16 protein-coding genes and 2 riboswitches are annotated in these 17,341 nt (G+C 59.7%); of the genes, 3 read left to right on the forward strand and 13 right to left on the reverse strand.

The features are described from left to right. Positions 1 to 31: 31 nt before the first annotated feature. On the reverse strand, positions 32 to 406 hold the full coding sequence (locus KB449_RS27205; RefSeq protein WP_282911367.1) for a c-type cytochrome: 375 nt from the start codon (positions 404 to 406) through the stop codon (positions 32 to 34). Between the two features lie 157 nt (positions 407 to 563). Here KB449_RS27205 and tatC point away from each other — a divergent pair, with 157 nt between their 5' ends. After that, the gene (gene tatC, locus KB449_RS27210) at positions 564 to 1,301 is read left to right on the forward strand and encodes a twin-arginine translocase subunit TatC (protein WP_282911368.1); all 738 of its coding nucleotides are present in this window, start codon (positions 564 to 566) and stop codon (positions 1,299 to 1,301) included. Between the two features lie 73 nt (positions 1,302 to 1,374). Continuing rightward, on the forward strand, positions 1,375 to 1,575 hold the full coding sequence (locus tag KB449_RS27215; protein WP_282911369.1) for a twin-arginine translocase TatA/TatE family subunit: 201 nt from the start codon (positions 1,375 to 1,377) through the stop codon (positions 1,573 to 1,575). Between the two features lie 89 nt (positions 1,576 to 1,664). Here the strand turns inward: KB449_RS27215 and KB449_RS27220 are convergent, their stop codons facing one another. From KB449_RS27220 to KB449_RS27240, 5 genes are all read right to left on the reverse strand, one after another. After that, positions 1,665 to 2,357, reverse strand: a complete 693-nt coding sequence (locus KB449_RS27220) for a hypothetical protein (protein WP_282911370.1) — start codon at positions 2,355 to 2,357, stop codon at positions 1,665 to 1,667. A gap of 137 nt (positions 2,358 to 2,494) precedes the next feature. Next, entirely contained in the window at positions 2,495 to 3,199 is a 705-nt protein-coding gene (locus KB449_RS27225; protein WP_282911371.1) for a GDSL-type esterase/lipase family protein, read from the reverse strand. 13 nt (positions 3,200 to 3,212) lie between these two features. Further along, complete coding sequence (locus tag KB449_RS27230; RefSeq protein WP_282911372.1) at positions 3,213 to 4,337, reverse strand: glycoside hydrolase family 88 protein; 1,125 nt, start codon at positions 4,335 to 4,337, stop codon at positions 3,213 to 3,215. A 179-nt stretch (positions 4,338 to 4,516) separates the two neighbouring features. Further along, positions 4,517 to 6,232 (reverse strand): GMC family oxidoreductase, encoded by a 1,716-nt coding sequence (locus KB449_RS27235; protein ID WP_282911373.1) that lies wholly within the window; start codon positions 6,230 to 6,232, stop codon positions 4,517 to 4,519. A gap of 22 nt (positions 6,233 to 6,254) precedes the next feature. Further along, on the reverse strand, positions 6,255 to 7,031 hold the full coding sequence (locus KB449_RS27240) for a gluconate 2-dehydrogenase subunit 3 family protein (protein WP_282911374.1): 777 nt from the start codon (positions 7,029 to 7,031) through the stop codon (positions 6,255 to 6,257). Between the two features lie 125 nt (positions 7,032 to 7,156). Here KB449_RS27240 and KB449_RS27245 point away from each other — a divergent pair, with 125 nt between their 5' ends. Next, positions 7,157 to 7,903: a hypothetical protein gene (locus tag KB449_RS27245; RefSeq protein WP_282911375.1), complete on the forward strand. Its 747-nt coding sequence runs from the start codon at positions 7,157 to 7,159 to the stop codon at positions 7,901 to 7,903. 497 nt (positions 7,904 to 8,400) lie between these two features. Here the strand turns inward: KB449_RS27245 and gcvH are convergent, their stop codons facing one another. The 7 genes from gcvH to KB449_RS27280 all read right to left on the reverse strand — a co-directional run bounded on the left by gcvH (position 8,401) and on the right by KB449_RS27280 (position 17,150). Next, complete coding sequence (gene gcvH / locus KB449_RS27250; RefSeq protein ID WP_282911376.1) at positions 8,401 to 8,793, reverse strand: glycine cleavage system protein GcvH; 393 nt, start codon at positions 8,791 to 8,793, stop codon at positions 8,401 to 8,403. Positions 8,794 to 8,886: 93 nt separating this feature from the next. Beyond that, positions 8,887 to 8,967, reverse strand: a riboswitch (glycine riboswitch). Between the two features lie 3 nt (positions 8,968 to 8,970). Continuing rightward, a riboswitch (glycine riboswitch) is annotated at positions 8,971 to 9,079 on the reverse strand. Positions 9,080 to 9,499: 420 nt separating this feature from the next. Continuing rightward, positions 9,500 to 10,747: a response regulator gene (locus tag KB449_RS27255; protein WP_282911377.1), complete on the reverse strand. Its 1,248-nt coding sequence runs from the start codon at positions 10,745 to 10,747 to the stop codon at positions 9,500 to 9,502. Next, positions 10,747 to 12,555 carry a cache domain-containing sensor histidine kinase gene (locus KB449_RS27260; RefSeq protein WP_282911378.1) on the reverse strand — a complete coding sequence of 603 codons (1,809 nt, stop codon included), beginning with the start codon at positions 12,553 to 12,555 and terminating at the stop codon, positions 10,747 to 10,749. The genes KB449_RS27255 and KB449_RS27260 overlap by 1 nt, the downstream gene beginning before the upstream one ends. 9 nt (positions 12,556 to 12,564) lie before the next feature. Further along, positions 12,565 to 13,446, reverse strand: a complete 882-nt coding sequence (locus KB449_RS27265; protein WP_282911379.1) for a carbohydrate ABC transporter permease — start codon at positions 13,444 to 13,446, stop codon at positions 12,565 to 12,567. 41 nt (positions 13,447 to 13,487) lie between these two features. Further along, positions 13,488 to 14,381 (reverse strand): carbohydrate ABC transporter permease, encoded by an 894-nt coding sequence (locus tag KB449_RS27270; RefSeq protein ID WP_282911380.1) that lies wholly within the window; start codon positions 14,379 to 14,381, stop codon positions 13,488 to 13,490. Between the two features lie 88 nt (positions 14,382 to 14,469). Continuing rightward, a complete protein-coding gene (locus KB449_RS27275) occupies positions 14,470 to 15,867 on the reverse strand; it encodes an extracellular solute-binding protein (protein ID WP_282911381.1) in 1,398 nt (465 codons plus the stop codon). A 404-nt stretch (positions 15,868 to 16,271) separates the two neighbouring features. Then, positions 16,272 to 17,150: an AraC family transcriptional regulator gene (locus KB449_RS27280; RefSeq protein ID WP_282911382.1), complete on the reverse strand. Its 879-nt coding sequence runs from the start codon at positions 17,148 to 17,150 to the stop codon at positions 16,272 to 16,274. Between the last annotated feature and the right edge of the window lie 191 nt (positions 17,151 to 17,341).

Consider the following 17,341-nt stretch of genomic DNA (forward strand, 5'->3'; position numbering starts at 1 on the left):
TTTTGCCGCGCTTTTCCCGCTGCCGGCGAGATCAGCCCTTTTTCGTGCTCAACCAGTTCACGAGCGTGTTGATTTGATCGTCCGTGAGCGTTCCCTTGAACGCCGGCATGCCGCCGCCGCCGTTGTGGATACGCGACGAGATCTCGTCCGTCGACAGGCGCGCGCCGACGTCCGTCAGATTCGGACCGACGCCGCCGCTCAGATCGGCGGCATGACAGGCGATACATTGCGCTTTGTAGATCGTCTCCGCGCCTTCGCCGGATGACGTCGTCGTGCCGCTGGGCGATGCCGGCGCCTCGCTCGACGGCGGGGTCGTGGAAGCGTTGTTGTTATTGCTTTTGCCGCAAGCCGCCGTCGTCATTGCCAGCAGCGCGGCAGTTGCTGCGATTGCCGCCCATTTTCTCATGCGAGCTTGACCTCCTTCTTGTCGTTTCGGTTAGATTTCTCCATTTATCGGAATGGCATGCACGCGACATCTTGCCTTTGACTTCGGGAATAGCCCCGGGCGAATTGGACACGATAAAGACAAAGCTATGCAATATATGGCAACGGCGGTGATGCTTATGAACGCCAATCAAGAATGGATCGGCCATCTGTCCGAGCTGCGCAAGCGGCTGATTGTCACGGGCATCTGGTTCGTCGCTTCGATGGGCGCCGGCTTGTACCTGTCTCCCTCCATCCTGCTGCTGCTCAAATCGCGGGCAGCTGCGGGCGCGCCGATCGACTGGCACGTTTTCTCGTTCACCGACGGCTTGTTCGTCTACCTGAGGTGCGCCTTCCTGCTCGCCGCGCTGCTCACGTTCCCGCTCGCGATGTATCAGGCTTGGGCGTTCGTCCGGCCCGGGCTGACCGGCAGGGAAGCCCGCGGCACGCTTGGCTACGTACCCGCGTCGTTCCTGCTGTTTCTCCTCGGCGTCTCATTCGGGTACTTTCTCGTTTTTCCGATGATGCTCCGGTTCATGCAGTCGATGAACGAAAGCGTGGGCGCCGTGGAAATGTACGGGATCGAGCGCTACTTCGCCTTTATGTTCGGCGTGCTGATGCCGCTCGGTATCGCGTTCGAGATGCCGCTCGTCATGCTCTTTCTGACGAAGCTCGGTCTGCTGGACCCTGCGCGCATCAAGTTTATCCGCAAGTACGCCTACGTAGGGCTCGCGGTCGTCGGCTCGTGCATTTCGCCGCCGGACCTGTTCTCCCACTTGTCCGTGACAGTGCCGCTCCTGCTGCTGTTCGAGTGCAGCGCGCTCGTCGCGAACCGGCAATTCAGGCTGCGCCGCGCCGCGGGGCCTGCACCTGGTTGACGGCATTCAAATTTAAGCCGGCTAAATAAGAATATGAATGCGATCAAACGTTTATAAAGGAGGTGAACCCACGATGTTTCACAATATCGGCATCTCCGGACTGCTGATCATCTTCGCCATCGCGCTGATCGTTTTCGGTCCGGCCAAGCTTCCCCAGCTCGGAAAAGCCTTCGGCGAGACGCTGCGCGAATTCCGCAGCTCCACCCGCGGCATCATCGAGGACGACAAGCACGAGCCCGTCGCCGAGCTGATCAAGGAGCGGAATCCGACCTGAAGCCGCTCGTTCAATAAAAACCCTTCCTTGTTCCGACCACAACAGTCGGCAGGGAAGGGTTTTTTACGGTCGACGGTATAAGGGTTAAGCTACGCCTCCCGCCGGATCCGCTTTACGATCCGGTCATAGTCGTACAAATTATGCGTCTTGAACGCGAGCTTGCGCGTACCCTTTTCAAAAGAAAATGTGTAGTAGTCCTTGCCCTCGAGATAATCGGCGGAAAAAGAATGCAAAGGAATGGTCTCGACGGTCTGTGCTGCCTCATCCGCTTGAAACATCGATTGGCTCACGATCTGAAGCAGCTCGGGGCCGAACCGAAACGTGCCTTTGATCTTCCGCTCGTCCAGCAGGATCGTCAGTCCTTTAAACTGCTCGACGCCTCTCGCCGGGCCCCCATGCTGAACGGCGGTCTCCGTCTGAACTTCGGGCCGCGCTTGATTCGCCGGCGCAGAATAGCTCCCGGTCCCTTCCGCAGCTCGAGCCGATCCACCTGCCGTCGTATTGGACGTCGGCAGCCTTCCGGCGCCCGACTGTTCGGATTGGTACGGCGCGGACGGCGCGGCTCCCGCGGAACGGTCGAGCAGCTTCTGCAGCAGATGGACGACCTCCGACAAGCCGATGAACAAAAATCCGGCCGCCAGTGCGGACAGCCACCAGTACAAGGCAATCGCAAGCGAGAATTCGCCGTTCGCGTCCTTGCCCAGGCCGATGCCGGCAATGAAGCCGATGGCAATAATGAGAACGCCGATCCCCATCAGAAAAACCGATACCGTGTTTCTCACCATGCAGCCCCCCATTCAAAATATATAATTTCCACGATATAACATTTTATTTCATCAGGCAAAATAAAACGAGGGACCGCTCCCTCAGTCACAGGTATGACTGTTGAGGCGGTCCCTCGATTCAACTCGTCTCGAAGTTAGATATAAATCCCCTTCTGCGCCAGTGTCTCGCGTAAAGCATCGGCCATAATATCGTAGCCCAGCACGTGCGGATGAAGCCCGTCGTCCGCAAGCCCTTCGCGCAGCCGGCGGCCGTCTTCCTGGGTCATACGCGAATGATAATCGACATAGATCGCGCCTCGTTCGGCGGCAACTTTTTGCAGTCTCTCATTCGCGCGGACGATGCCGGCGTTTCGCCCGTCATTATGCCCGGATTGCGGCATATCCGTCGGAAGGATGGAACAGACGACCGGCACGATATCGTTCTCTTTCGCTTTCTTGACCATTTCCTCGATATCCTGGACCAGACCCGGAATGATTTGTTCCGCCGTTTTCCTGTCGCCTGCCGTCCAGCCGTCCATCGCCCAGAAGTTGTTCACGCCGATTTTAATGACCACATGCTTCGGCTTCAACTGGATGACGTCCGCATCGAATCTTCGCAGGACATGGCTGCTGATATCTCCGCCGATGCCCCGATTCACGATAAAACGACCGCCGCGGCCAAAATAGGCATTTAACTCCCACATATGCGTGATCGAGTCCCCGATAAAAACAAAGTCAACCGGCACTTCGTGCGCGATCAAAATTTCGTTGCCGATGTCGAATTCTCCTCTGCGGCTGTCCGCCGCGGCAGCCGTTGCAAAATAGCCCGGTTTAACTAGCTGTACGCGATTTGTCGTCATATTCCCTATCCTTTCACCATGGCTCCAGGCCGTTATATTTCAGTTTAAACAGTGCTTCGGCAAAATAATAGTCTCCATAAATGGACGGTGCGTCAACGCCAATATCGGCGGCGTAGTAACCGGTCGCATGCAGCAGCAGACCTTCTTCGTCCTCGTCCCATGCGCCGTAGTTTTCATGCAAGGAACAAAGGATGCGCTCGGCTGCGTGCTTATACGCGCCTCCTTCCTCTTCCGACACCAAGGAGGCCAAGTCCAGAAGCCCTGAAGCGGCTATGGCCGCCGCAGAGGAATCTCTGGGCATGCCATCCGCATCCGCAGGCAAACGAAAATCCCAATACGGCACCGAGTCTGCCGGCAAATGATCCAGAAAAAAGCGCGCCACCTTCTTCGTGGCCGAAAGATACTTTTCCTTGCGGGTGTATGTATAGCTAAGCGCAAATCCGTACAAAGCCCATGCCGCGCCCCTTGCCCACGCCGAATCAGCGGTGTAGCCTTGGCCGGCCAGCGCTTCCTTCCGCTCGCCCGTTTCCGGATCGAAGCTGACGATATGATGAACGGAGCCGTCTTCTTGCAAAAATTCCCGAAGCACCGTATTCGCATGAATCTCGGCGATGAGACGGTACCGCGGATCGGCGATTTCCTTGGAGGCCCAGTACAGGAGCGGCAAATTCATCATACAGTCGATGATCGCCCAACCGGCGTGATCCTCGTCGCCCCAGTTCGGCCAGGCGCGGATAAACCCGCCCGCCGGATTAAATCTTCCGGCAAGCAGACTGGCTGCCATTAGCCCGTGGCGCTTGGCTTCCTCGTCTTGCAGGAGCTTATATTGATTAATGCTGCTTAACCCAAACATAAAGCCGACATCGTGGTGCAAAGCGTCGAACGCCCACAGCGTCTTGCTGATCTGCTGCTCGCATTGTACGGCCAGCTCCTTCAACCGTTCATTTTGGGTGTCCCGGTAGACCAACCATAGCAGACCCGGCCAAAATCCCGCGACCCAATCATGCGCAGGACTTCTGTTGTAGCGGCCATTGACAGAGCCATTCGGGAATGACGCTCCGATGTTTGCGCTCGTTCTGCCGATCTTGTCGATGACCTGCCGCCAGGCTTCTTCCGCCCAATTCGCCTTCACATTCATCTTGTTCCTTCCTTCTGCAGGTGGCTTGCCATTTATTTTGACATTCCCTAAATGCGAATGAAATGGCCGTGTTTCAAGGTTATGAACTTTACTTAACCATGTCAGCAAGCCGTATCCGCCATCCGAACACGCCAAAGAGCCCCTGCTTCCTCGAAGCAGAGGCTCTCCCTTTACGCGATTTACACCAGACTGCCGCCCTTTTGCCGATACTTGAGAATGCCCTCGGACGCCCGGAAGGCGAGCGCGCCGACCGTGTCGGTCGGATTGTAGCCCGAGTTGTGCGGGAAGGCGCTGGCGCCGACAACGAACACGTTTTCCGCATCCCACATCTGCAAATACGTGTTGACCGCGGACGTGTCCGGCGAAGCGCCCATCACGACGCCGCCCGTATTGTGCGTGGACTGGTACGTCGTGATTTCGTACGGGCCGAGCTCCTTGAGCTGGTCGATATGGCTCGCGCCCATCTCCTTCATGATCTCCGCGCACTTGCCCGACAGGTACAGCGCGAGCTGGCGGTCCTGCTCCTCGAAGTCGAACGTCAGCCGCACGAGCGGATCGCCGTACGCATCCTTGTATGTAGGATCGAGGTCGAGGAAGTGATGGCGAAAAGGCATGCACGACCCCTGCCCGCCGACGGACAGAAAGCGATTGGCGTATTTGACCGAGTTGGCCTTGAACTCGGCCCCCCAGGATGCGGTCCCTCCGGGCACGGGATTGTTGGCGATCGGACGCATGCCGGTCTGGCTGAGGCTGATCGAGCCGCCGTGGATGAACTTCAGGTCAGTATGGTCGAAATTGTCCCCGTTGTAATCGTCGAGGGATACGCCGAGCGAACCCGCGCCCGCGTACGTGTTGAACTGCTTGTCGTCGAAAAAGCCGGCCGCGTTGCCCTTCAGCACCTGGTATGCGTAGTTGCGGCCGATCACGCCCGTTCCGCTCGCGGGATCGTACGGCTTGCCAAGCCCCGACATCAGCATCAGCTTGACGTTGTTGAACACGTAGCTGGTCACGACGACGATATCCGCCGGCTGCACGAGCTCCTCGCCCGTCGTGACGTCCGTATACATGACGCCGGTCGCCTTGCCCCCCTGGTGAAGGATGCGGCGCACCTGCGAATGCGTGCGAATCTCGAACTTGCCCGTCTTCAGCGCCACGGGAAGCACGGTGACGACGGGGTCCGCCTTCGCGCCGTACTCGCAGCCGAAGCGCTCGCAGAACGCGCAGTACTGGCAGGCGGCGCGGGAGATGCCGTCCGGATTCGTGTAGGGCTCCGACAGATTGGCCGACGGCATCATGTACGGGTGGAGCTTGAGCTTGGACGCCGCGTCGCTGAACATGCTGAGCGCGGGCGACTTCTTCATCGGCGGCGTCGGATAATCGGCCGAACGCTTCCCTCCGAGCGGGTTGGGCTCGCCCGAGATGCCGGCGAGCTTCTCGAACTTGTCGTAATACGGCTCCATCTCGTCGTAGGTGAGTCCCCAGTCCTGAATCGTCATGCCGTCCGGAATCTTGTTCTTGCCGTACCGCTCGATCGTCTTGGAACGAATCTCGAAGTCGTACGGTAGGAAGCGATAAGTTTGCCCGTTCCAGTGGACGCCGGCTCCGCCAAGCCCTTCGCCCAGCAGGAACGAGCCGTACGAGCGCATCGGCAGCGCGCGAATTTTCTCCGTGCTCCGGAAAGTCACCGTATCCTTCGATAAATCCTGCATCAGCTCGTACCGCAGTCCATAGCGGAGCTCGTCGTGGACCATAAAATAGTCCTCCGTCTTGCGTTCCTTGCCTCGCTCCAGGCCGACGACGTTCAGCCCGCTCTTCGTCAGCTCGGCGGCGATGATGCCGCCCGCCCAGCCGACGCCCACGATGACGACGTCCGTTTTCGGCAGCGTTTTGGCCATAGTTGGTCTTGTCCTCTCCGCCTTAGTGGGCGCTTAGATGGTCTTGCAGGCTGCTCGGCGCGATGACCGCGAAGTCCTTGTCGATGACGTCCGTGTAGCTCATCTGGTTGCCGGGGTAGCTTCGCATTTTCCAGCCGTTCATGTCCGCGTTGCCGCCGTACAGCGGATCGCTGTACGCGCCTTCGAGCGTGCTGCTCCGCAGCATTTTGAAAAAACCGCTCGCCGAGATCGTCGTCAGCTTCACCTCGTCGGACTCGAACGCCTTCAGCACCTCGTCCTGCTGCTCGGCCGCGAGCTCCGAGAAGCCCTTCGTAAATTTCGTCTGGCTGTAATTTTCCAATTCCCGCAGTCCGATCTCGAACATTTCCCGCCGTTTCAAGCGGCCCTGATAGCCCTGCACCTTCTCTCCCGCGTAAAAGGGAGGCGACATGTATTCCCTGGAATTGAATCCCCACTCTCCCGCCAGCTGGTGGTCGATAAAAAACGGGACGCCGAGCGCGAGCGCGCCGGGACCGGCGTCGTCTGCCGGAAAGATCCGCTCCGTAGCCGCCGATACGATGCCAAGCTGCTCCTGCGTAAAGAACATTGGCGCGCGATTGTAGCTCTTGATGTCCGCAGCCGTGCCTTCGCCCGTTTGGGGAGCGTTCTCCGTTTTCTTCGACGGCCGGATCAGGCTGCCGAGCGCCCCGCCCACGATGACGCCGCCGACCGCATAGCCGGCCTGGACGAGAAATTTCCGCCGGGAAGGCTGCTCGACGTTGTCATGGCCGGAGCCGCCTTTGTGATTCTGGTCAGCCATCCTTTCACCTCCAATTTTCGTTCCGGATTTTCCCGATTAGTTTTTTCCAAAATTAAGTCCTTATGCATTCCGGGCGGCTGGCTATGCTAACTTCAAACCAATCCAATATAAGGTGGAGATTCGCCATGGCAACCGCAATCGCAACAAAGCGCCGGATGCTCGCGATCGCTTGCGCCGCAAGCGTACTGACGCTGGCCGCCTGCCAGAGCCACAGCTTGCGCGAGCAGTCGGTCAAGCAAGCGGCAGACGCGCAGCGCATCGTAGACGACCGGCTGAAGCTGCACTCCGTGCAGCGGCCGCAGATCGCCGGACAGCACGATCCGGCGGTCATCCCGAGCGTCGACCGGGAGAAGACGAGGACGACCAACCAATACGGCGCGTCGGGACAAGGCATGGGCAGCGGCGTGCTGAGCCGGATCGGCAGCTCGGGGCTGCGCGGGCGCGGCGCCTCGTCGGACCTGGAGGCCGAGCTTGCCGGCGCAGGGTTGGCAGGCGTTCGCGTGCTCGTGGCAAACGATACGGTGTTCCTCGCGGCCAAGGACCGGGGACCGTCCGCGTCCTCGACGGATCACCTTCAGCGCAAGCTGCTGAGCAATACCGGCGGCCTGTCCGGCAAAGGACCGGAGCCCGGTCCGCACGGCGGCATCGGCATACGCTCAGTCGACACGGACAGGACGGATACGCTGGCCGCAGCCGAGCAATGGCTGAAAGACCGCGGCTTCGGCGAACGCATCGTCACCGTCGCCGGCCCCGAGGCCGTCGCGCTGATCGACCGCTTGCGGTCGCAAGGCGCGGACGGGACGTCCGGCAGCCACGATCAGGAGATCGCGCAGCTGATGAGGCTGGCCGGCGCGGCGAAGGATGGGAAGTAATTCGGAGATATTTGAAAGCAGACATAGGAAAAAGCCGCCAGGGAAGATCGCCTGGCGGTTCTTTGGCAGTAGCCTATACAGTTAGCGGCCTGACGCCGACCGTCTGAACGCATTACAGACCGCGCCAAATTCCAGAGTGACGCCGGCAGCGATGCGCGATCGGACAATGCCTCCCGTGAGCGCGATTCGCCTGCCGGAGGGGAACAGATGAATGCCTGCAAATTTACATCCTTTTTCTACATGACAGACTTCGAACAATAAAAAGATGCGAATCTGCAGGCTTTGATCTCTTTCCCTTTGTGATTTTCGGGTTTCACAGCTAAATAGATGCTGATTTGCAGGCATTTTCGCTTCCGCTCGTCAAATCGGCTGAAAGCCTGCACGGATGCAGGCATTTAGCTACTGGTTTACAGAAGGCGATATTTTATCCCCGCATCATGAAGCAGGCCGTTCCGAGCTTACAGCTTCAGTCATTGATCGTCTGCGTAAAAGTCTGGCTACTTGCTCGCGAGGAATGTCTCGTATTGCCCGGCATCCATCAGACCGCCGACCGCCTCCGCGGGATCGCCATCCACCTCGACTTCGACGATCCAGCCTTCTCCGTAGGGGTCCGCGTTGACCTTCTCCGGCGCAGTCAGCAGCTCCTCGTTCACGCGTACGACTTTTCCGTCCACCGGGCTGAACAGATCCGACACCGTCTTGACCGACTCGATCGTCCCCATCGGCTGATTCGCCGCGAGCGCATCGCCTACTCCGGGCAGCTCGACAAAGACGATGTCTCCGAGCAGACTCTGCGCATAATCGGTGATGCCAACCCGAATGACGCTCGCCGTCGCCTCCGCCCACTCATGCTCCTCCGTGTAACCCAAACCAGCCTTGATCTCGCTCATCTTCGTCATCCTCTCGTTTAAGGTCGCACCGCTGCCTGCCGCAATAAGCGCCGAACGGCAAAAAAGGACAGAGCAACGGCAAGCTGCCGTATGCTCTGTCCCGGGTACCTGAGAGATTAGACGGGGCGTTCGCTCCGCCCTTACCCCTTTGGTGGCTGTTCGCTCTCTCCAGAGGCGCGTCGGATGGCGGTACTTTTACCTGAAAGTTTGATCCTGCGGCGGGCCGGCCGCGGACTTGCTCCTTCGGTGCCGCGCCGTCGGCGCAGTCTCTCCCTGCCATCGTCATCCGCAAATATAAGATTTTACACGGATAGCTTAATTCACGCGGGGAATGGATGTCAATCGATTTGGCTGAATCAAACAAACTTTTACTGGTCATCGAAGCTGCGTCGACGAATAAAACGGACACAGCATCCGCTATTGCTTAAAATGAAGCGCAATGAAACGCTAACTGCATAAATAAAGAATCTGGTGTCCGTAAGGCTTGATTTTAAGCGCTTTGCGGCGAAATAGCGGATGCTATGTCCGCTGCGGGGAGGACTGGAAGGCTTCGGTGGCTTCGATGGTTTCGGTGGTTTCGGTGGTTTCGGTGGTTTCGGTGGCTTCGGTGGCTTCGGTGGCTTCGGTGATTGGATGCGCTTGACGGTTTAGTAAGATTGGTGGCGGCTAGGTCGCTTCAGTGGATTGGGTTCCTTTGCACATCCTCCTACTCCTGCCTCTCTTCATCCTCCGTCCCGCGCTCCTCCCGCCCGCTTGCCTCCTGCGAATGTCCGCATTCAATTGCGGCGCCGCCTTTCATTTCCTGCCTGTACTCGGACGGCGTGCAGCCCGCCTTCTTGCGGAATACCTGGGAGAAGTGGCGCACGTCCGGATAGCCGACCCGCTCCGCGATATCGCCGATCTTCAGCTCCGAGCCGCCCAGCAGCTCCATCGCACGCGAGATTCGCAGGTTGGTGACGTACTCCTTGAAGCCCGTCCCCGCCTTCTGCTTGAACAGCTGGCTGAAATAGACCGGGTTCAGGTACACGATCGACGCCACTTTCTCCAGTCCGATCTCCTCGCCGAAATGCGTATGGATGTACTGAACCGCGACCTCGATCGCCTTTTCTCCCCCGCTCGCGTAGTGATCGTACACCTGCGCGGACGATGCGCTTCGCATGCGGCGCACCTCGCCGGGCACGGCTGCCAGATCGTCGATGCGCCCCGAATGCAGCACCTGGAACGGCGTTTTCAAGTAACGCTTCAGATGGGTGCGGAGCTTGTCGACGAGCAGGCCGAGCCCAGCTTCCTCCCGCAGCGTCACGAGTCCAAGCAGGCTGTGCGCGTCAATGCTCGCGACGAAGCCTTTGCCGGCGGAATCCATCAGCTCGGTCAGCACGTTCTCTACGATGAAGTGCTCCAGCTTCGTATCGGCATCGCTGTCCAGACGCACCATAAGCAGGTTGAAGTACGGGTGGCTCTCCGTGAACGGCGCGATATCGATGCCGCCCAGGTCGAGACCGGACGCCCAACGCGCGAATACGCCTTCCCGAAGGAACCGCAGATTGCGCTTCATCAGGTCGGCTTCTTTGTTGCGCTCGCTCTCCTCCGCGATCTCGCGCGCAAGCTCGTCGATCAGTCCGATTAGCGACTCCTTGCCGATCGGCTTGAGCATATAGTCCCTGGCGCCGAGCCGCACGGCCTCCTGCGCGTACGCGAACTCCGAATGCGCCGAGATGACGACCCACTTCACCTGCGGCTGCATGCGACGGGAAAATGCCATCAGCTCAAGTCCCGTCATGCCGGGCATCAGCACGTCGGTCAGCACCAGATCGACATGCTTGGTCCGAAGCGCTTGTACGGCTTCTTCCGGATTCCCCGCGAGCAGGACGCGATGCTCGGGGAAACCGCGGGAGATCGTCCGCTCGATGCCGCTGCGGATGACTTCCTCGTCGTCGACGACGAGAATATTCATCAAGAATCCCCCTCTTCTGCGGGTTTCGGAAACGAAACCATAATCTTCGTGCCGCGCTCGCATTCGCTCTCGATACGAAGCCCGAACCCTTCCCCGTACATCAGCGCAATGCGGCGGTGCACGTTCGCGAGCCCGATACCCCGGCGTCCTGCGGCATCCTCCTGCCGGGCCGGCGCCGCGGCCGCATCCTCCAACGACTGCCGGATGCGAAGCAGCGTCTCCTCGTCCATGCCGACGCCATTGTCCTCGACGACGATGACGAGCGCGTCCTCCGTCTCCTCCGAGCAAATCCGTAGCACGCCTTCTCGGCTTAGCGGCTCAAGCCCGTACTTCACGGCGTTCTCCACGATCGGCTGCAGGATCATCTTCGGCACCTGGGCGCCGAGCCAGCGCTCCTCCACCTCGATCTCGGTATTAACGCGACCGCCGAGCCGCGTCTCGATAATGGTGAGATAGTGGCGCAGCTGCTCGAGCTCAAGCCGGAGCGGCGCGCGCGAGGCCTCTTCCCAGTCACTGCTGTACCGAAAAATCCGAGAAAGCGCCAGGATCAGGCGCCCAAGCCGGTCGTTCTCCCGCTCGTCGAGCAGCCAATAGATCATGTCGAGCGTGTTAAACAAAAAGTGCGGGTTGACCTGAGACTGGAGCGCCTGCAGCTGGGCGTTTTTCTCGCTGATCGACAGCAGCTTTTCTCGTTCGATCAAGTTGTCCATCTGCTGGACCATCCGGTTGAAAGAGCCCACGAGCACGTTGAGCTCCTGATAGGAATGGACGCGGACCCGCCCCTGAAAGTTCCCTAACTCGACCTGCTTCATTTGCTGAATCAGCCGCTTGAACGGCGAGGAGAACGAGCGCGACACGAGCGTCGCCAGCGCCGTGGCCGCCGCGACGAGCAGGATGACGACCGTGAGCAGGAACCGCTGCGTCTGCTTCAGCTCCAGCTTCAGGTCGCGCTTCGGCGTCACGCCGATAACCGTCCAGTCCGCCGTGCCGATCCGGGCCGCCGTCAGCAGCGCGTCCTTGCGGTCGCGGACGGCGACCTCGCTTTTCTTCAGCGCGCCCGGCCAGTCGGCGGGCAATGCCTCCGCCTCGGAACCATCCACCTCCGGCCTGGTCCGGACAATCACGTTTCCGGCCGAATCGCGGATGACGACACTGCTGCCCGGCCCGATGCTGGCGTTGGAGAGCGCCGAGAGGATCGGGTCCTCCTCCGTCTCGATCAGCACATAGCCGACCGACTTCATCGTGCTGAGCTCGAACAGCTGGCGGCCGAACGCGAACACCGGGCTGTCGATGCCGCCGCTCATCGGCGCCTGCGGGTATACGCCCAGCCAGCGCATATCCCCCTTGGACTTTTGCAGCTCGGCATACCAGTCCGTCATCTTGTAATCCCGCGTCGAAGATCCGATCGAGCGGTCGAAGCTGTACACCTTGCCCTGGCTCGAGATGACGTGGATGCCGACGATATCGCTCCGCGAATAGAAGATCGCGCCCAGAATATCGGTGATCTGCCGCTCCCGGTTGACAGAGCTTACTTCCGGGGAGCCCGCGGGCGTCTTCTGCTGCAGCAGCTGCATCAGCTCGTTGTTGCTGTTGAGCGACTTGGTGACGCTGTCGTAGCCTTTGAGCATGAGCTCGAACAGACCGACCGTTTGCGATATGTTTTTTTTCGCGATGACGCCGACCTTGTCCCTGATCTGTTCGGTCGCCCGCTGATAGTAGACGAGGCTGACGATGAGCAGAAGCCCGAGCATGCTGAAGAGGAAGATCAGGAACAAGCGGCCATGGATGGACTGGAATCTTTTTCTCATTCTCTCATCTTATCCCTTAACCGCGCCCGCTACCATGCCTTTCGTTATTTTCTCGGCCAGCAGGAAGTAGACGAGGATGACCGGCAGCGCTCCGAGCACGAGGAAGGCGCCGATCGCCCCGTAGTTGACCGAGTATTGGCTGACGAAGCTGTACACGCCGAACGGCAGCGTCTTGAGCGCTTCCTTGGAGATGAACGTGGCGGCGAGAATGTATTCGTTCCACACGTTGATGAACGTCAGGATGCATACCGTCATGATCGGCGGCACCGATACCGGCAGGATGATGCTGCGGAAAATGCGCAGCACGTTCGCCCCGTCCATGATGGCCGACTCCTCGATCTCGTGCGGAATCGTGCGTAGAAAGCCGCTCATAATGAAGACGGCGATCGGGATCTGGAACGCGATATAGGGCAGGATCATCGCCCAGCGCGTGTTCAGGACGTGGATGTTTTTGAAAATGAGCATGAGCGGCAGCAGCGTGCTCTGCAGCGGGATCATGAGGCCCATCAGGAAGATCAGCATGACGATATGGCCGTACTTCCAGCGAAAACGCGTAATCGCGAAGGCGGCGAGCGACGCGAGCAGAATGACGCAGACCATCGTGACCGAGGTCACGATCACGCTGTTGAGCAGGTAGTGCCAGTAGCGGCCGCCCGCGAGCGCGTTCGAATAGTTGCTCCATTGCACGGAGGCCGGCAGGGCGAAGAAGCTCCCCGACAGAATCTCCTCGTTGGTCTTGACCGAGTAGATGAGCAGCCACAGCAGCGGGTACAGCTGCGTGACGAGCAGGACGCCGAAGAAGCCGAATACGATCGTCTTTTTGAGGGAAAACCCGCGCCTTCGAGTCTGGACGGCAGGCTCCCGGACGGCGATGCTGGCGGATTGGCTCATGGGGTTGCGCCCCCTTTCCTATTTTCGCGGCATTGGCGGCATTAGTTGTAGCGCTTCTCGATGCGGTTGAAGAGCAGGTTGATGATGACCGTCGCAGCCAGGCACACGACGACGAGGAAGCAGGCGATGGCGCTGCCGTAGCCGTATTTCTGGGACAGGATCGAGATGTTGTACATATGGCTGGCCAGGACGTCCGTCGCGTGCGCCGGTCCGCCGGCCGTCGTGACCATGATGAGGTCGAACGACTGCAGCGAGCCGATGAACGAGAGCACGACGGAGATCTTGAAGATCGGCACGATCATCGGCAGCGTAATATATCGGTCGGCCTTGAAGCCTTCGGCGCCGTCGATCTTGGCGGCTTCGTAAATATCGGCCGGTATGTTCTGGATTCCGGTAAATTGAATGAGAATATGATAGCCCAGATACTGCCACAGCCCGATGACGATGATGGCGTAGATCGCCACCTTCGGCTCCGACAGCCAGGCGTGCGTCCAGGAGTCCAGTCCGAGCTTGATGAGGATCTGGTTGATCATGCCGCCTTGCGAAGCAGGGTTGTAGATTGTTTTCCACAACTGCCCGATGACGGCGACGGACAGGATGACGGGCATAAAGTAGCTCGATACGAGAAAGTTAGGCTTGCGGACGAAGCGGCTGATGAGGATGGCGACGAACAGCGCGAGCGGCAGCTGCACCAGCATGGAGAAGCCGGCCAGCATGAACGTCCGCCGGACGGACGGCCAGAATACCGAGTCGTTCGTGAACATGCGGTGAAAATTGTCGAGACCGACGTGCTTGGCGACGCCGATGCCGTTCCAATTGAGGGTGGCGTTATAAAAGGACACGATGATCGGCGCGAAAACGAGGCCGACGTACAGCAGCAGACAAGGCAGCACGAACGCCGCGATCGTCCAGCGGGATACCTTCAGTACATTCAAGGCTGACGCCTCCTTCAGCGGCTCCGGCGATACGGATGCGGAGGGAGGCGCCGGGCGTCCCCCTCCGTACCGCTATCGTCTGCGCCGATTATTCTTTGTTGTCTTCGTAAGCCTGCTGGTGCTCCTTGCCGACCGCAGCCGCGTCTTTCTTGGAGACGAACAGGTTCTGGATGCTGGACAGATGCGCCTGGGAGGTAGCCGGGTTCATCGTATTGTCGAAGGAGATGTCGCCGCCCGTGACGTCCTTGAACATCGCGAGCACTTCCATCGCCATGTCGGAGTAGCCGGCCGCCTTGTAGTCGCCGTCCACCTTTTGCGCGACGCCGACGGCGCCCTTGACCGCGAACGCTTCCTTCGGATAGTTCAGCATGAAGTAGTTCAGGAAGTCGAGCGTCTCCGGCAGGTGCTTGCTGTTCTTGGATACCGCGAACGCGCTGCCCGGCGCCAGCATGAACTGGTTCGGATCGCCCTTGCCGCCGACCGTCGGGAACTTGAACACGCCGACGTTGCCGTCTTTGTTCGCGTCGGATACTTCGATGCCGCCGGTCGCCCAGCTGCCCATGAAGTACATGGCCGCTTTGCCCGTCTTGAACAGGTTCTCGCCCGCGTTGTAGTCGAAGCTCGTCGCGCCTTCCTGGAAGGCGCCCGCTTGCACGAGCTGCTCGAACGCGTCGACCGCGCCCGTGAACGCCGGGTCCTCGAACGTCTTTTTGCCGTCGACGACGTCCTTCAGGAAGCCCGGTCCGCCGTTCGTGCGGAGCAGCACGTTCATGAACAGGAACGAGCCGGTCCAGGTGTCCTTCTCGCCGATCGCCATCGGCTGGATGCCTTTTTCCTTCAGCTTCTTCACGTCGGCGACGAGATCCTCGAACGTCGTCGGCGGCGCGTCGATGCCTGCTTGCTTGAACAGCGCCTTGTTATAGTAGAGCAGCGCGATGTTGTTGCCGTCGGGCAGCGCGTACAGATTGCCGTCGAAGGTATAGTAGTCCAGGATGCCGGATTGGAACGTGTCCTTCAGGCCGTTTTGCTCGACCATCTCGTTAAGCGGCGCGAACAGGCCGGCGTCGACGTAAGGCTTCATCTGCGCGGACGGGTTGACGATCGTGATGTCCGGCACCTCGTTGGAGGCGGCCTGCGTCTTCAGCTTCTGCTTCTGCTGGTCGGTGTTCAGCGAGTCGAGCTCGATATGGACGTTCGGGTGATCGGTCTCGTACTGCTTCACGATCTTGTGCAGCATGTTGTATTTCGGATCGGTCGGGTCCGGATAAATGTTCTGGAACGTAATCGTGACTTTCTCGCCGCTGGCTGCGCTGGAGGAGGCAGGCGCGCTGGCCGAAGCCGAAGCGGACGTGGAGGCCGAAGCCGATGGGGAAGCCGCCGCGTCGCCGCCGTTGTTGCCGTTATTGGAAGAACCGCAAGCTGCCAGGCTGACGGCGAGGAAGCCCGCCATCGCGGTGCCAGCCACTTTTTTGCCGGTCGTATTCATGTTCAAATCCCCCTTGACTTGGTATAGCCTCATTATGCTCGGAGGTGTAATCGCATACAATGCGTATACTTAGGAGTCGATGTTTGTTTTCTTAATATGGCTTGAAAATGGTGCGAATATGGTTTGCGCAACATCGGACTTCGCGCGCTGCCCGGAGTTGAGGGGGAGCCTCCGCAGACCCGCACGCTCGTCGACCCGCATTCCGCTGCTGCAGCCGCAATTTTTACGCTTGCAGCTTCCGTCAACCCGCATTCCGGCAATGCAGCAGCACGCTATTTATGTAACGCTCGTTTCTCGCTTGCAGCGGACCCGCACCTCGACAGCGCTCGCACGCAATCTTCGCGCAGCGCAAAGGAGTCTCCCTCCCCGCTACCCGCGGTTCGGGAGACTCCTTTGTACGTAACCTATAACCTTCTTCGCACCGGGATCCAGATCTCGCTCCGGTAGTCCGGCTTGCTCGTGTCCTGGCCCTCGTTCCACAGCAGCTCGGGACCCGGCGCCAGCTCGTAGCTGGAGGACGGAAACCACTCGGCGTAAATCCGGCCCCAGACGGACTGCAGGGCCGACGGAAACGCGCCGGTCGCCTCGAATACGGCCCACTCCGAAGCGGCCACCTCCAGCGCGGATAGATGCGCGGGACATTCCCGCGTCGTCGCGGCGCCGATGTACTGATCGACCTCGCCGCCGTCCTTCCTTCCCTCGGAGAAGTTGGCCGAGGCGCTGATCAGCCCGGCCGGCTCAATCTCGGACAGCCCCTTAATCTCAGCGATTAAATCCGGCGTCAGACGGCCCCATAACTCGGCGATGTGCGGATTGACGCCTTCATAGATCAAAGGCACCCGCTTCATGATGCCGACGATGCGAAACGCTTCCTTTTCCACTAACCGATACTTCATCTCGTCGCCTCCCTCGATCGTCAATCGGAAGGTCATCCGCGGATAGGCCTTGAGCGGCCGGCCGAGCCGACGCGCCTCGGAAGGCGTCAAGCCATGCATCGCCTGAAAGGCGCGGGCGAACGAATCCGCCGTACCATAGCCGTACTTCACGGCTATGTCGATGACCCTCGCCTCGCTGCCGATCAACTCGAAGGCGGCCAAGGTCAGCCGTCTGCGCCGTACATACTCCGTCAGCGTCACCCCCGCGAGCGATGCGAACATGCGCCGAAAATGATGCTCGCCGCAGCAGGCCCGCCGAGCGGCTTCCCCGATATCCGGCGCCTCCTCGTCCGCGAGATGCGCTTCGAGATACGCCAGCCCGTCGTTCAACCGGTCAAGTCCGTTCATGCGCCAACCTCCCTTCGCCTTCAAGATTAACAAGATCGGTACGGAGAGGTCCGACAATTCCGGTGCAGTTTCGGACGGATGACGATGCGATGCGACGAATGTGGTGCGATACGATGTGATGCCGTGCAATGCGATGCAATGCGATGCGGTACGGTCGGCGCGATGCGATCATATGCAAACGAGAGCGCGGG

Source organism: Cohnella hashimotonis, from assembly GCF_030014955.1.
In the GTDB taxonomy this organism is placed as follows: Bacteria; Bacillota; Bacilli; order Paenibacillales; family Paenibacillaceae; genus Cohnella; species Cohnella hashimotonis.

What these genes read in the sequence shown, in the direction of transcription:
- KB449_RS27205 (WP_282911367.1), bottom strand. Translation starts at nt 406, where the DNA reads ATGAGAAAATGGGCGGCAATCGCAGCAACTGCCGCGCTGCTGGCAATG.
- tatC (WP_282911368.1), top strand. Translation starts at nt 564, where the DNA reads ATGAACGCCAATCAAGAATGGATCGGCCATCTGTCCGAGCTGCGCAAG.
- KB449_RS27215 (WP_282911369.1), top strand. Translation starts at nt 1,375, where the DNA reads ATGTTTCACAATATCGGCATCTCCGGACTGCTGATCATCTTCGCCATC.
- KB449_RS27225 (WP_282911371.1), bottom strand. Translation starts at nt 3,199, where the DNA reads ATGACGACAAATCGCGTACAGCTAGTTAAACCGGGCTATTTTGCAACG.
- KB449_RS27230 (WP_282911372.1), bottom strand. Translation starts at nt 4,337, where the DNA reads ATGAATGTGAAGGCGAATTGGGCGGAAGAAGCCTGGCGGCAGGTCATC.
- KB449_RS27235 (WP_282911373.1), bottom strand. Translation starts at nt 6,232, where the DNA reads ATGGCCAAAACGCTGCCGAAAACGGACGTCGTCATCGTGGGCGTCGGC.
- KB449_RS27240 (WP_282911374.1), bottom strand. Translation starts at nt 7,031, where the DNA reads ATGGCTGACCAGAATCACAAAGGCGGCTCCGGCCATGACAACGTCGAG.
- KB449_RS27245 (WP_282911375.1), top strand. Translation starts at nt 7,157, where the DNA reads ATGGCAACCGCAATCGCAACAAAGCGCCGGATGCTCGCGATCGCTTGC.
- gcvH (WP_282911376.1), bottom strand. Translation starts at nt 8,793, where the DNA reads ATGAGCGAGATCAAGGCTGGTTTGGGTTACACGGAGGAGCATGAGTGG.
- KB449_RS27255 (WP_282911377.1), bottom strand. Translation starts at nt 10,747, where the DNA reads ATGAATATTCTCGTCGTCGACGACGAGGAAGTCATCCGCAGCGGCATC.
- KB449_RS27260 (WP_282911378.1), bottom strand. Translation starts at nt 12,555, where the DNA reads ATGAGAAAAAGATTCCAGTCCATCCATGGCCGCTTGTTCCTGATCTTC.
- KB449_RS27265 (WP_282911379.1), bottom strand. Translation starts at nt 13,446, where the DNA reads ATGAGCCAATCCGCCAGCATCGCCGTCCGGGAGCCTGCCGTCCAGACT.
- KB449_RS27275 (WP_282911381.1), bottom strand. Translation starts at nt 15,867, where the DNA reads ATGAATACGACCGGCAAAAAAGTGGCTGGCACCGCGATGGCGGGCTTC.
- KB449_RS27280 (WP_282911382.1), bottom strand. Translation starts at nt 17,150, where the DNA reads ATGAACGGACTTGACCGGTTGAACGACGGGCTGGCGTATCTCGAAGCG.